The sequence below is a fragment of the Leptolyngbya sp. BL0902 genome (assembly GCF_016403105.1).
GTDB lineage: Bacteria > Cyanobacteriota > Cyanobacteriia > Phormidesmidales > Phormidesmidaceae > Nodosilinea.
In genome coordinates this window covers 3,610,981-3,624,544 of the sequence record NZ_CP046155.1, presented here as the reverse complement: position 1 = coordinate 3,624,544, position 13,564 = coordinate 3,610,981, and the positions used below count along the sequence as shown (strand labels likewise).

Sequence of the window (13,564 nt, the reverse complement as noted above, 5' to 3'; positions counted from 1 at the left end):
GCTTAACCTAGGGCAGAACTCATGCGCGATATCGTGAACGCGATTCCTAAAATGGAACGCTTTGCCCAAAGTCATCCTGCCCCGTTTATTGCCAAGGTGTATCCCTTGGGCAAGGTGAAGAAATGGCAAGATCGCAACAAGCTCATGAAAACGCTCAGGCAGTTTGCCCCTGGTCGAGACCCATGATGCGGTTAGTGAACGTTTGGCTGTACAGACAACTCTAGTTATCTAGTAGTGATCGTGCCCAACTTCCCCATCAGCCCCTCAGCTTGGCTAAGGCCGCCTCAACTTCCTTACCTTTAGCCTCGATGATGTCGAGGAGTTGCGTGGGGGTGCGGTCATCTTCCTCGTTGACCTTATTGGGATTGACAGCCTTGAGGTCGAAGTTTTTGGCCTCGATGTCGGCACGGGTCACTGTCCAACTGCAATCGCTGTCGCCCCGGCTGGGCAGTAGCTCAAAGAATGGGTCGAAGTCTTTATCGAGCAGGGGCTTTTTCTTGGTGACTTTGCGATCACTGAGGTCGTAGTACCAGATGGATTCGGTGGGTTTGCCCTTGGTGAAAAAGACCAGGTTGGTTTTTACCCCGGCCCCCGCTGCCGTAAACACCCCAGGGGGCAGGCTAACAATGGCCCACACGTCGCAATCGTCGAGCAGCTTGCGTTTAGTTTGTACGAAGGCGGTTTCGTTGGTGCGAAAGAGGATGCCTTCATCCAAAACAATGCCACAGCGTCCGCCGTTTTTCATGGCGGCGAGGGTGTGCTGAAGAAAAAGCGCCTGGGTGGAACTGGTTTTGTAGGCAAAGTCGGTTTGGGCGGCTTTATCTTCTTTGCCGCCAAAGGGTGGGTTCATCAGCAACACATCGAATTGGGACGGGGCACCGTCGTAGAGCCCGTCGTAGGTGACGCCGCCTGTCAACGTGTTGCCGTGCCAGAGGTGGGGCAGGTCGATGCCGTGGAGCACCAGGTTGGCGAGGGCGATGGGGTAGATGGCGTTGTCTTTTTCGCGGCCGTAGAAGGTTTTGTATTTCAGGGTTTCTTGCTGGTCGGCGTCGATGTGGTCGCCCAAGGCTTGGCGGATGTGGTTAAAGCCTTCGGCCAGGAATCCGCCCGTGCCGCAGCCCGGATCGTAGATGGTTTCGCCAATTTTGGGATCAATGGCCTTGACCATGGCGCGAATGACCACGCGGGGCGTAAAGAATTGGCCGCCGTCGTTGCCCTTTTCGCCCATCTTCAGCAGCAGCCCTTCATACACCTGGGACAGCGGAAAAATGTGGGTGGGGTCAATGCCCTCTAGGTGGATGTTGTGAACTTTGTCGAGAATGTCGAGGAAGTTCTTTTCGGTGTCGATGCGGGTGCGTTCGACGCTGGAGAGAATTTCGCTGATGACTTTTTGGCGGGGGGTGGCATCGGGCAGGGTTTTGAGGGCTTTGAGGTGGGGAATCAGGTCGGTGTGGAGGAATTTGAAGAACTCGCCCTCTGCCCCGTCGGTAAGTTCTTTGCGTTTCCAGCCTTGGGGGAGGCCATCGACTTGCTTGAGCGGGTCTTCGTCGTGGGGGGCGGCCCATTCGCGCCAGCGGTAGGGAAAGCCAATGGAGGGCTTAAAGTCTTGCCCCAGGGCTTCGAGTTCGTCTTGTTCGCCCGCTTCTAGCTCGTCGAGGATGCGTAGAAAGAGGATCCAGGTGAGTTCTGGAACATACTGGAGCGCCCCGGCACAGTTGGAGCGGCGCATGATGTCGCAGATGGACTTAACGTAGCTGTCGAGGCTCTGTTGGGTGGTGAAGAGGCGACCGTTACTGGTCTTTCCGTTACTGTCGCTTGTCTTGGCCATGGTTGAAAACGCTCAAATCCTTGCTCTGACGCTAACATAGACGCCGAAGGTTGCAACCCTGCCTGGAGACGGCCTCAGCGGTGTTTGAGTGAAAACGGATAAGCTCTACTATCAAATTTTTCTGGCTCAGCCTGCCCTGCTGGCAGAGTTAATCCCCGGTCTGCCTGCCGATTGTAAGTTTGAATATGTTGCACCCGTCGTCTCAACAGGTTTCCCCAGTTTAGTACCGAGGAGATTTTGGCCATGCTGGATCTACAAATGGCCGATATTCGGCAAACCCGCTTCTACCAAGAGGTCTTTGCAGAGGGTCGTGAAGAGGGCCGTGAAGAGGGTCGTGAAGAGGGTCGTGAAGAGGGCCGTGAAGTTGGGACACAGCAGGGAGAGGCGACGGCGGTGCTCCGAATGCTGGTGCGACGTTTGGGGCCTTTGTCAGAGACCCAGGTGGCCCATATTCGGGGGTTGCCGCTGCCGCAGTTGGAGGCGTTGCTAGATGTGGTGCTGGATTTGGCGGATGGGGCCGAGCTAGGCGCTTGGTTAGAGGCGCACCCGGTGACGGCACCCGAACCCCAGGGCTAAAGCTGAGTTTCAGCAGTGCGATGCTCTGCCGCTATGGGCTCTGTGGGGGGCTGGGGAGTTGTCGTTCTAGCAATCAAGAACTCGACGAAATCTAATACTTCGTGTTGTTTGTCGGTGGGCAGGGTACGGAGTTTTTCGAGGAGTTGGGTTTCGAGTTGGGTCATGGTGGGGAAGGGGTGGGGCTTAGCCCTATTGTAGGGAGATGGGCCGCAAACCGGGGCTTTTGGATGGCTCATAGTTCGCCGCTAAAGGCTTGACGGAGCAGGGTGATGGGGAGAATATTGGTGGCTTGGAGCTGGGCATCCTACATTCTGCAGGTTGACAAACCATTAATCAGGGGCATGGTAATAGTGCCCAACAGGTGACCCTAAAAGGCGAATCATCCATCGGCGTTTGTCATGGAGATTCCTAATCTGCCGTTGTCCATTTCGGCTGACTCAGTGGATGCCTTTCTGCATAATCCAGCGAAAGGTAGGCTTGGCGGTAGGCGGTTTGCGCTGATCCAGGACGGTTTGGTTCTGGGTAGTCCTGGATAGTCCTATTTCGTACGGGCTCGAGAATCATCAGGCGACCCTAAAGACCTTACGGCAGTAGATTACTATTTCTGGCTGATTTTTTCTGGCCCGTAGATTAATGCACTACCCCCTCAACTAGTCAGTAAGATACCGCTTTACTCTCAAAAAACTTGCTAAATAGATACAACGGCGCACTCAGAAAGCCCAGAGCCTTCAAAATCATTGCTTTCACCACCTGTCTGGCACTAACATGCTCCAAGCAATATAGCTAGGGAGTTTCTGAATCAGCATAAATATAGTTTTCATGAACTACTATTCTCCTTCAATGGCCATAGCACTGAGTCAAGAAATAATTTTTTTAGTCCTAGTGTTAGTTTCCGCAACGCCCTGGGAATACTGAAAAGGACAACATCCGTATGGATGGCTCAGCTTTGGCTAACGTTTAGGTAAGTTTGGTTCGCTTGGTTCAGTCGCCTTACGGACTTATTGTGCTCTGATGCCAACCAGGTAAGTAACTCATGATGGACTTAGGGTAGGCCTTCAAGAATTTTCTAAGGATAATTGCCCAAGCCATAATCAAAATCTGAGTTCATTTTATTTATGATCTTAGACTTACCACGCTGCAAGAGGCACTGGACTACTAAAGCAGGATGCCGTTTAGAGCGCTTGTTATACATGGGTTCTGGGCAACGAGAAATCAAGGATCATACTTTTAGAAACCAGTGCCCTGCAAGAATAGAAAAACAGGAGGCTTATATGACTAGACAATCAAGCTCAGGATCTACGAATCAGAAAGCTAAGAGATCTAGCAAGAAGTCAGCTTCAAGTAGAATTCCTGACTTTAATCAGATTCGAGCAAAAATTCGTGAAATTGCAAAAACTAATAAATATGACGAAGAAATTCTCCTAAGCTTCGCTGAGTTTATCAACGGTGGGGAATTTAAGAGTATTGAGCCAAAAATGCAAGATCTCAAGAATGCAGTCATTAAAGCTTTTGGTTACTCTTCTTATGCAGAACTAAGCAAAGATGGGGCTTTTAGCCTTTTTGTCAAAGACCATAATCTCAGAATGACTAACACAGAAGCTTGGCTCAAAGTTTATCGAAAGTTTGTAGGCTTGCCTGAAAGTGAACGAAACTCGATTGGTAAGTCATCTATCAATGGGATCAATGTCCTACGCAACTTCCTACCTTGGGATGTCTTTGATTTAGATCCTGAAAAAGCCACGGCAGAAGACATTAAAGCTGCATTTAATAAAATTGCCAAGAAACATCACCCTGATCATGGTGGTGACCCAGCAGTCTTTGAGGAACTAAAGATCATGAGAGACACCCTACTTTCAGCCTACTAATTGGAGATTGAAAATGACAACATTCAATATCACAAGCGAGGAATTGTCTGAGGCTTTAGAGATTACTATCGAAAAGCTTTTTGACATCTGTGATTTCTTTGATTCTGATCCCGATGATGACTGGAATCTCGTCGAGGGCGTTGATTTTAGGTGGGGAGTATTTAAAACTAGACTTTTTAGCCCAGAAGGGGCCGTTGCAATATGCAACTATCTGGAGATAAATAAAAAAGAAAGGCCGATGTTTAAGAGGTGGGAGCGCTGGCTTCTACAGAGAGATGCAAAGTTAAAGGGTTTGATGGTTGCAAAGCGCATACAGGAAATTAGCTCTCGAGATGATGGGGAGATTATTTATCAAAATTCAAAAGCTTTCTTCTCGCCAAGGGCTTGTCGCGAAGTTTTGGGCATTGGTAAAAGGCAAGACCTGCTACAAAAGACCTTCAGAAAGTTGCTTTTTAGAAAGGATGGGATAGAACCTCCAAAACCTGGAACTGACTTTCTTGAGTCAAAGAGAATAGAGGAAATCGAGTCAATGAACACAGATGATCTTCACAAATTATGTTCTAATGAAGGTATTAAATGGAGAAATGTGAATGAAAAAGGTAAGAACCTCAACAAGAGAGAGATAATTGATAAGATTGTATTCACCCTAAGAAGCAAAGACAAAAATCAAGAAAGTTATGTTCTTAAGGATTACTTCTTTAGTGGTTCTGGTCTGGCTTCTATTAGCAAATCTCTGGAGATCGAGCTAACTCAAGAACACCGAAAAGCCTGGATGGAGGCTGTTCATAAGTATGCACAAAAAGCTATTAGTGTAATAGAGGATCACGAGCAAGAGAGAGAAAAAAGGATCAAGGTAGCTATGGATCGCGTGAAAAGCAATGCTAGAGGGTATTGCCAAATTACTAATAGAAGACAAAGTATTCATAAGTTCAACCTAGAAGTACATCATCTTTTTGATAAGAATCACTATCCTAAGCTCGCGGATCTAGAAGTTAACTTGATCGCTATTGCGTCTGATACTCATAAGCATTTTCATCAATGGATGGGAGGTTGTCATACCTCATGCACAATAGAGGACATGGAGAGATATATTGCTGAATTTAGTGGCTCTCTATTTCAGGGTGGCGATGCAGTGGAGCAATCAACAAAAGTCGCTATCAAGCTATCATCAGCAAAAAAAGCGCTGAAGTCATACCTTTAGGTTGCAGGCTGGGTGTGTCGAAGTGGAAGCTAAAGTAGTTTTCGGAGTCGCACTGGGTGAAAAAGTTGGCGTCGGCCTCCTCCTGATCCACATCCAGGGTTTGATAGGTGGCGATCAGCACCTTGGCATTTTTCTGTGGTTCCCTTGAAGTCACCGTGGCCGCATTGGAGCCAAACAGCTTTTGGAACGCCGCCGAGGCTTGAATACGCAGTTCGTCGCGATCACACACAAACAGCGCCCGCCGCAACAGCCCCGCATCGGAAATTCGCTTCAGCAGGTTGACGGCAATAAACGTCTTCCCCGCCCCCGTCGCCAGCGACAGCAGCACCCGGCCCGGTTCTCCCTGGGCGTGGCAGCGGGCCATTTTTTCCAGCGCTGCCCGAATCGCCGCATCCTGGTAATAGCGGCGTTTGCCCTCGCCGACGGGGTAGGGGGTGAGCAGTGGCTTGGCCATGGCGCTGTCTAAGCTAAAGCCCTGCTCGGCCTCGTAGCGTCTGCGGAGGTCAGCGGGGGTCGGAAACTCCGCCAGGGGCCGAGGGGCCGAGGTGTGCCCCGTGTGGCGGTCATACTCTACAAACAAATGGCCATTGGTGGCATAGACAAACTGAATATGGTGCAGCTTGCCGCTGGCGTAGGCTTTGGCCTGTTCCAGTCCTTCCGTGGGGGCTTTGGCCTCGGCCTTGGCTTCGATCAACGCCACGGCCACGGGCTGCATCCCCTCCTGCACCACCAGACGCAAGACATAATCCGCCCGTCCCCGGCTGCGCCGCTTGCCCCGCCCCTGCACAATGTCAATCGCACCGGGGGTCTGCTCTCGCTTGATGTGGAGGGTCTCTGTCCATCCCCGGTTGTGTAGGGCGGGGTCAATCAGTTGAGCCCTGGTGTCTGCCTCGTTACGTCCCATATGCCCGCCTGTGGTGTCGTGCTGCTGTCGAGACCGTCCATAAGACCGCCTACCTTACTTTGCCCTCCAAGACCCATTCAGAGATCATCACCATCACCCAGGCCTTCTGCTCCTAGTGGGAGCGGCGGCGACAAAACAGCCTCCAGCGCCGTCCATGGCCCTAGGAGAACCTGCCCCTCACCCACTGGACAGCGGCCAGGTAAAGTAAAAGCGGCTGCCTTGCCCTGGGGCGGAGTCTAGCCACACGCGGCCATTTTCAGACTCTACGATCTTCTTTACCACTGAGAGGCCCACGCCTGTGCTTTCAAAGTCGTCCCTGGCCTTGAGGGTTTGGAAAATGGTGAAAATTTTGTCGTGGTATTGGGGATCAATGCCGGGGCCATCGTCGCTAACGCAGAACTTGAGGAAATCGCCCTGGGGCCGACAGGTGATGGTGATGGTGCCCTGGGGTTGATGGTGGTGTTTGATGGCGTTGCCAATTAGGTTGGCGAATACCTGGCCGAGGGCGGTGCGGTGGGTGTGGAGGGTGGGCATGGCCTCGGCAATCTGCACCTGGAAGCCGGGGGGCGGCGCGAGGGAATCGATCACGCTATGGAGCAGTTGGGCCAGGTTGACTTCGGTAATTTGCCGTTCGCGACGACCAATGCGGGCATACTCCAGCAGGCCGTTGATCAGGGCTTCCATGCGCTGCACCCGGCTTTTGAGGAGGGTGAGCTGCCGCTGATTTTCCGCCGGAATTTGTCCTGCCAGGTCTTCGCCGATCCAGTCGGCCAGGTTGGCGATGGCCCGCAGCGGTGCCTTGAGGTCGTGGGAGGTGACGTAGGCAAACTGATCCAGTTCGCTGTTGCGCCGTTCTAGCAGGGCGGTGGTGCGGGCCAGCATCAGGTTGGTGGTGGCCAGTTCGTCGGCGCGGCGCAGCAGTTCTTCGCGGGCAGCTTTGCGCTCTGTGATGTCTTCAATGATGGCGATGAAGGCGGTGATCTGGTCGCCATCGCTCTCCACGGAGGCCGTCACCAGTGTCCACACCGCATGGCCATCGCCGTGGATGTAGCGCTTTTCAAACTGGCAGGATCGCTGCTCGCCGCTGATCAGTTGCCGATAGTACACCTCATCTTGGCCCCGGTCGGCCTCGTCGGTAATTTCAGAATAATGCCGTCCCAAAAAGGTGTGGGCGGGGCGTCCTAGGATGTCGCAGAGGCGCTGATTCACCTGAATCCACCGTCCCGCTGGCGACAGCCGCGCCATGCCCACCGCCGCCTGTTCAAACACCGCCCGAAACCGGGATTCACTCGCCCGCAGCGACAATTCTGCCCGTTTGCGTTCGGTGATGTCTTGCAGCACCCCCACCAAGCGCTGACTGCGACCCTGGGGCACCACCCGTCCATAGAGGCTGACCCAGCGACAATCTCCATTGGGCCACCGCACCCGAAATTGATGGGTGAAATCCTGCTGGGTGGCGATGGCTTGGTTCACCGTGGCCTCGGTGGTGGGCCAATCGTCGGGATCAACAAAGGTCTGCCACTGGTCGAGGCGGTGAATGGATGCCTCTGGATCGAGGCCCAGGATGTGTCTGCTTTGGGGCGACCAAAACTGAGTTTGCTCATCCAAATTCCAATCCCAAGACCCCATTTGGGCCGCACTGAGGGCAAGATTCAGCCGTTCGGCAGTTTCCTGGAGGTCATCTCGCCTGTTGTTCCCAGGTGTTTGATCCATCACCCTTGGCCCGTCGCTACAGATGCATCTTAATGCACAGACCCAGTGAGCTGGAGGCCAGCCCCAAACCCAACGGCCACCGTCTTTTGAGAGAAGACGATGGCCGCAGGTGGGTTATCGGTCAGATTATCCGTCGGGCTGGCAACGGAAAATCGCGCTTACAACGGCGTAGCAGAACGGGCGCAGGTGCCTCGGCCCCACTGCATGTCGTAGCCGACGGAAACTTGGTCGCCCACTTGGGGAGCGCGATTCGAGAGGTGAACTAGGGTGACATCGGCCATACCCTGCACGGAACCGCGCCAAATGCCTTGTCCCTGGGCGTTGGTGCGGTCATAGCTGAGGGTGGTTTCGGCGATGGTTTGCCCGGTGCTGCGGCGGGTGAAGATAATCCGGGAGAATCCAGCCTCGCGGGTATACAGCACCCGGAAGTTCACGTCGTTCACCCCAATGGAGCCGGGGCACTGCATTTGCAGGTTGTCTTGGTTGGGTTCCACCTGGGCCATCATGGTGGATTCGGTGTTCACCGCACGGGAGGGCAGCGCCACCGCCAGGGAAGCCACGCTGAGCAGGCCAGCACCGAGGGCAAGGGCGGTTTTGAGGGCGGTTTTGGAGAGGGGGGCAGTCATGGTTGGTTCGTTGTTCGTGATTGGGTGTTGGAAGAAAGGTGTGTGAGGAGAATGTGTGTGAGGGACATGTGCCAGGGAGATGCGGTGGCTGGGAGCCCCCCGGTGTCCAGAATTCTAGATTCTTGAAAAACCGGGTCTTCGGCCTAGGGCTAAACCTTGGTGCCGAGGCGCTGGGTAATTTCACCCGCGTATTGCTCGGCGTTGAGGCCCACCACCAGATGCAGCACGTTTTCCTGCACTCTCATCATCCCCTGCACCCCGGCGGATTGTAGCGCGGTTTCATTTACCGTAACCGGATTGGTAATTTCAATTCGCAGACGGGTGAGGGCCACGGGATCGACGGTACGGAGATTGTCGGCTCCACCCAAAGCGGCGATCATGGCCTCGGCCTTTTCTCCGGCCTGGGGATCGGGGGGGATTTTGGCTAGGTCGTTGGCGGGTTCGTCCACAAAGCCCTCGGCGGGGACTTCCACCATGTCCGCTTCGGGGCCAGCCACTTTCAGGTAGTCGCCCATGTCGGTTTTGAGGTTATCCGACCGGGGGCCAAAAATGGCCTGGGCGTTGTTGCCCACCTGCACCACCCCGGAGGCTCCTAGGGCTTTCAGCCGGGGCACGTTGACCTTGGCCATGTCTTCTACCTCAATCCGCAGGCGGGTGATGCAGGCATCGAGGTTTTTGATGTTGCTGCGTCCGCCAAAGGCCAGTACCAGGGCTTTGGCCATTTCGGCTTTGTCTCCGGTGATGGCGGCAGACACGTCGTCGGTGCCCGTATCAAGCTCACGACCGGGGGTTTTGAGGTCGAAGTGGTAGATCATGAAGCGGAAGGTGAAGTAGTACACCGCCGCAAAAATGGGGGCCAGGGCCGGAATTAGCCACACCCGCGTCCCTAGGCCGTTGAACAGCACAAAGTCGATCAGCCCGTGGGAGAAGGTGAAGCCCATGCGTCCGCCCAGGGTGACAAATAGCCAGTTGCCAAACCCGGCAATCACCGCATGGACGGCAAACAGCGGCGGGGCCACAAACAAAAAGGAGAACTCAATCGGCTCGGTGATGCCCGTCAAAAAGGAGGTGAGGGCGGCGGAAATCATCAGACCCCCCACCTGCTTGCGGTTTTTGGGCTTGGCGCTTTGCCAAATGGCCAGGGCGGCGGCAGGCAGGCCAAACATCTTGAACCAGTAGGCTCCGCCAATGATGCCAGCGGTGGGGTCTCCGGCAAAGAAGCGGGCAATGTCGCCCGTCACCTGTTGGCCAGTAATCGGGTCGGTGAAGGAGCCGATTTCAAAGAAGAAGGGCACGTTCCAAACGTGGTGCAGGCCAAAGGGCAGCAGCAGGCGCTCGATGAAGCCGTAGATGGCCACAGTAATGCCCACGTTGTCCCCCTCGGCGGCGGTGGAGGCAAAGCTGTCGATCAGGGCACCGATGGGGGGCCAAATCACGCTCATCAGCAGGCCCATCAAAATGGCGGCAAAGGCGGTGATAATCGGCACCGACCGCTTCCCGGCAAAGAAACCCAGGTAGGGCGGCAGGGTAATCCTGAAAAATCGGTTGAACATGTAGGCCGCAATGCAGCCCATAATCAAGCCGCCAAACACCCCCGTATCCAGGGTGGAAATGCCTAGCACCTCCTTGGTTTCGAGGCCCATCCCGATAGCCACGGTGCCCAGGGTGGCCAGAAACACCATCAGCCCCACCGTCGCCGCCAGGGCCGAAACGCCATCGTTGCCCGTGTAGCCAATGGCCACCGCAATGGCAAAAATCAGCGGCATACTGGCAAAAATCGCGTCGCCAGAGTTCCGCATAATCGCCGCCAGCCACTCCGGCAACCACCAAAATTTGGAGTCGGTCAGCAGCCCTTGCTCAATTTGCTGAAGCTCAATCAATCGGGCGCTGCCCAGGCCCAGCAGCAAACCCGCCACAGGCAACACCGACACGGGCAGCATCAGCGACTTGCCCATCTTTTGCAGCAGCCCAAAGGCTTTGTTCCAGGTTTGTTTGATGTCCATAGGTTTTATTGGCAGTTGGATAGGTGGGTGGCCCTCACCCCCAGCCCCTCTCCCCAAGGGCGAGAGGGGCCGGAAGGTGAACATTCTGAGAGAGGCTCCGGGAATTCGGGCCGTTACACGTCATCCAGCGGCACTAGGTCGCGGACTTGGGCGGCGGAATCTAAGTTCAGAGCCTTTTGGGCGAGTTCCTGGCACTGGGCATAGCTGAGGGTGCGGACTTGCGCCTTCACCGAGGGAATGACCGGGATGCTGACGCTGAGTTCTTTCACGCCTAGGCCCACCAGCAGCGGCACGGCCTGGGGATCTCCGGCCACGCCGCCGCAGACGCCGACCCATTTGCCGTGCTTGTCAGCTCCGCGCACGGTGAGGTCAATCATCCGCAGCACGCTGGGGTCGAGGGCATCCACGAAGGGGGCCAGTTTGGGGTGGCCGCGATCCATGGCCAGGGTGTATTGGGTGAGGTCGTTGGTGCCGATGGAGAAGAAATCCACCTGTTCGGCAAAGCGTTCCGCCATCACCGCCGCCGAGGGCACTTCGATCATGATGCCGATTTCGATGGGGGGCACGCCCAGCTTTTGGCGTTCTTCCTCCATGACGGCCTTGGCCATGTGCAGTTCTTCCAACCGGGCAATCATGGGGAACATCACCCGTGCGTGGCCGGAGGTCGAGGCTTTGAGGATGGCGCGAAACTGAGTCCGCAGCAGTTCGGGACGGTCGAACCCCAGACGGATGCCCCGTTCGCCCAGGAAGGGGTTTTCTTCGTGGGCCATGGGCAGGTAGGGCAGGGGTTTGTCGCCCCCCACATCCAGGGTGCGGATGATCATCGGCTTATCCGGCCCCAGGGTTTTGAGGATGCTGGCGTAGATGGCCTCCTGTTCGTCTTCGCTGGGGGCAGAGCTGGCCTCCATAAAGACAAATTCCGTCCGCAGCAGGCCCACGCCTTCGGTGCCGACTTTGAGGGCGGCTTCGGCGTCCTCCAACCCGCCGATGTTGGCGACGACTTCGATGTGCCGTCCGTCCTGGGTGTGGGCTAGGTCAAAGGCATGGCGCAGGTCTTCTTCTTGCTTGGCCTTTTGGCGGGCGATGCGTAGCTGGATGGCCTCAATTTCGGTGGCGGTGGCGTTGAGGCGCAGTTTGCCCCGGGTGCCGTCCAAAATCACCGGGGTGCCGTCGGGCAAATCCAGGGTGCGGGCCTCGATGCCAGCGATGGCGGGAATGCCCATGGATCGGGCCAGGATGGCGACGTGGGAGGTGGCTCCTCCGGCGACGGTGCAGAACCCTTTGACCCGGCTGGGGTCGATGGTGGCCATGTCCGAGGGGGTAAGGTCTTCCGCCAGCAGAATGGTGTTTTCGGGGTAGACCTGGGCTTTTTCTTCCACGCCTAGCAGAATGCGGAGGACGCGATCCCCCACATCACGCAAATCATTGGCTCGTTCCGCCAGCAGGGTGCTCTTTAGCTGGGCGAGTTGGTCGGCCTGGGTGGTGTAGGTTTGCTGCCAAGCAAAGGCGGCGCTTTTGCCCTTGTCGATGGCGCTGGTGGCGATGTCCGCCAGTTCGGGATCATCTAGCAATTCCTGGTGGGCCGAGAAGATCGCCGCCTTGCCCGGATCCCCCTGGCCGTGGACTTTGGCCCGCAGGTTTTCGATTTCTAGCTCCGCCTGGGCCATGGCCTTCTCCAGCTTGCGGCGTTCGGCATTGGGGCTGTCTCCGGTTTCGGGTACGTTCAATTCCTGGCGACGGGCACGGAGAGTATTCCCCACCGCCAAGCCCGATGAGGCTGCTACCCCCAGAATGATATTCGGGTCGTCGCTCTTGGGCCGAGGGGCCGGGGCAGACACTTCGGACTGGGCAATGCTGGCAGGGGCGGACATAATCGGAGTCGCGCCTTCTTCCCCCAGCCCGGTGCGGACGGCTTCCTCCAGTTCGGCAATCGCTTCTTCGGCATCGGCCCCAGACGCTTCTAGGGTGACGGTATCCCCCCGCGCAATTTCCATCCCCATCAACGCCACCACACTGCGGACATTGGCGCTGTCGCTGCCCCGGTGAATGCGGATGGTGGACTGATACTTCTTCGCCAACTGGGCCAATACCGCTGAGGGTCTGGCATGGAGTCCCGAAGGATTCGGAATAATGATGCCCTTCGACCGAATCGTTAAGCCAGCGGCCTCGTCTTCAGCGATGGCTCCCTCCGCCAAAACCAGGGTCAACACCGTATCCCTGGCGGCATTGGCAAACCCCACATGGGGCCGAAATTCCGCCACCCGCTCCCCGTTCGTCACCACAATTTGGGTCAGCAAACTGCGGGCCTTTTGGGCCACGGCATCGGCGTCAAACTCAATCAGAATGTCCCCCGCCTTCACCTGGTCGCCCACCTTCACCTTGGGGGTAAAGCCCTCCCCCTTCAGGGCCACCGTATCCAGGCCAATGTGCATCAGAATCTCAATGCCCTCGGCGGTTTTCACCGTGGCGGCATGGTTGGCGCTGTGGATTTGCACAATTTCCCCATCACAGGGAGCCAAAAGCGCCTGACTGGTGGGGTCGATGGAAATGCCGTCGCCCACCATCTTTTGGGCAAACACGGGGTCGGGCACCGTTTCGATGGGCACCAACTGCCCCGACAAAGGAGCCACCAAAACCAGGGTTTTCGTTTTGGCGGGGGAAGATTGCACAGTGGTCATGGCGGGGTTGGGTAGGGAGTTTTGGTGGGTTGCTCAGGCTTGGCCCTCACCCCCAGCCCCTCTCCCCAAGGGAGAGGGGGGCCGGAAAGTCTTTCAAAGTCCCTCTTCCACCTTGGGAGAAGAGTTTAGGGTGAGGGCCGATTTGGGTTAGCCCTCACCCCCAGCCCCTC

11 protein-coding genes and 1 pseudogene are annotated in these 13,564 nt (G+C 56.0%); 4 read left to right on the top strand and 8 right to left on the bottom strand.

Features of this window, described 5'->3' with window-relative positions; genetic code table 11:
• Window positions 1-21: 21 nt before the first annotated feature.
• Complete coding sequence (locus GFS31_RS16075) at window positions 22-186, top strand: hypothetical protein (RefSeq protein ID WP_198805787.1); 165 nt, start codon at window positions 22-24, stop codon at window positions 184-186.
• A 70-nt stretch (window positions 187-256) separates the two neighbouring features.
• On the opposite strand, the gene GFS31_RS16070 is transcribed toward GFS31_RS16075, so the two are convergent.
• Window positions 257-1,828 carry an N-6 DNA methylase gene (locus GFS31_RS16070; protein WP_198805786.1) on the bottom strand — a complete coding sequence of 524 codons (1,572 nt, stop codon included), beginning with the start codon at window positions 1,826-1,828 and terminating at the stop codon, window positions 257-259.
• Window positions 1,829-2,071: 243 nt separating this feature from the next.
• On the opposite strand from GFS31_RS16070, the gene GFS31_RS16065 reads away from it, so the two are divergent.
• A complete protein-coding gene (locus GFS31_RS16065) occupies window positions 2,072-2,404 on the top strand; it encodes a DUF4351 domain-containing protein (RefSeq protein ID WP_198805785.1) in 333 nt (110 codons plus the stop codon).
• On the opposite strand, the gene GFS31_RS16060 is transcribed toward GFS31_RS16065, so the two are convergent.
• Window positions 2,401-2,568 carry a DUF2281 domain-containing protein gene (locus tag GFS31_RS16060; protein WP_225907456.1) on the bottom strand — a complete coding sequence of 56 codons (168 nt, stop codon included), beginning with the start codon at window positions 2,566-2,568 and terminating at the stop codon, window positions 2,401-2,403. The two genes, GFS31_RS16065 and GFS31_RS16060, sit on opposite strands and share 4 nt — an antisense overlap.
• A gap of 493 nt (window positions 2,569-3,061) precedes the next feature.
• Window positions 3,062-3,184, bottom strand: a pseudogene (locus GFS31_RS16055) (DUF4277 domain-containing protein); the annotation flags it as partial.
• 491 nt (window positions 3,185-3,675) lie between these two features.
• Between GFS31_RS16055 and GFS31_RS16050 the strand changes: the two are divergent.
• Window positions 3,676-4,269, top strand: a complete 594-nt coding sequence (locus GFS31_RS16050; protein WP_198805783.1) for a J domain-containing protein — start codon at window positions 3,676-3,678, stop codon at window positions 4,267-4,269.
• Between the two features lie 13 nt (window positions 4,270-4,282).
• On the top strand, window positions 4,283-5,470 hold the full coding sequence (locus GFS31_RS16045) for a hypothetical protein (protein ID WP_198805782.1): 1,188 nt from the start codon (window positions 4,283-4,285) through the stop codon (window positions 5,468-5,470).
• On the opposite strand, the gene GFS31_RS16040 is transcribed toward GFS31_RS16045, so the two are convergent.
• The 5 genes from GFS31_RS16040 to ptsP form a co-directional block, all read right to left on the bottom strand.
• Window positions 5,427-6,374, bottom strand: coding sequence for a DEAD/DEAH box helicase family protein (locus tag GFS31_RS16040; protein WP_198805781.1), 948 nt, complete (start codon window positions 6,372-6,374; stop codon window positions 5,427-5,429). The two genes, GFS31_RS16045 and GFS31_RS16040, sit on opposite strands and share 44 nt — an antisense overlap.
• Before the next feature lie 177 nt (window positions 6,375-6,551).
• Window positions 6,552-8,087 carry a sensor histidine kinase gene (locus GFS31_RS16035; protein ID WP_198805780.1) on the bottom strand — a complete coding sequence of 512 codons (1,536 nt, stop codon included), beginning with the start codon at window positions 8,085-8,087 and terminating at the stop codon, window positions 6,552-6,554.
• Window positions 8,088-8,245: 158 nt separating this feature from the next.
• A complete protein-coding gene (locus GFS31_RS16030; protein ID WP_198805779.1) occupies window positions 8,246-8,713 on the bottom strand; it encodes a hypothetical protein in 468 nt (155 codons plus the stop codon).
• A gap of 149 nt (window positions 8,714-8,862) precedes the next feature.
• Window positions 8,863-10,716: a glucose-specific PTS transporter subunit IIBC gene (gene ptsG / locus GFS31_RS16025; RefSeq protein ID WP_198805778.1), complete on the bottom strand. Its 1,854-nt coding sequence runs from the start codon at window positions 10,714-10,716 to the stop codon at window positions 8,863-8,865.
• A gap of 113 nt (window positions 10,717-10,829) precedes the next feature.
• A complete protein-coding gene (ptsP, locus tag GFS31_RS16020; protein WP_198805777.1) occupies window positions 10,830-13,394 on the bottom strand; it encodes a phosphoenolpyruvate--protein phosphotransferase in 2,565 nt (854 codons plus the stop codon).
• Between the last annotated feature and the right edge of the window lie 170 nt (window positions 13,395-13,564).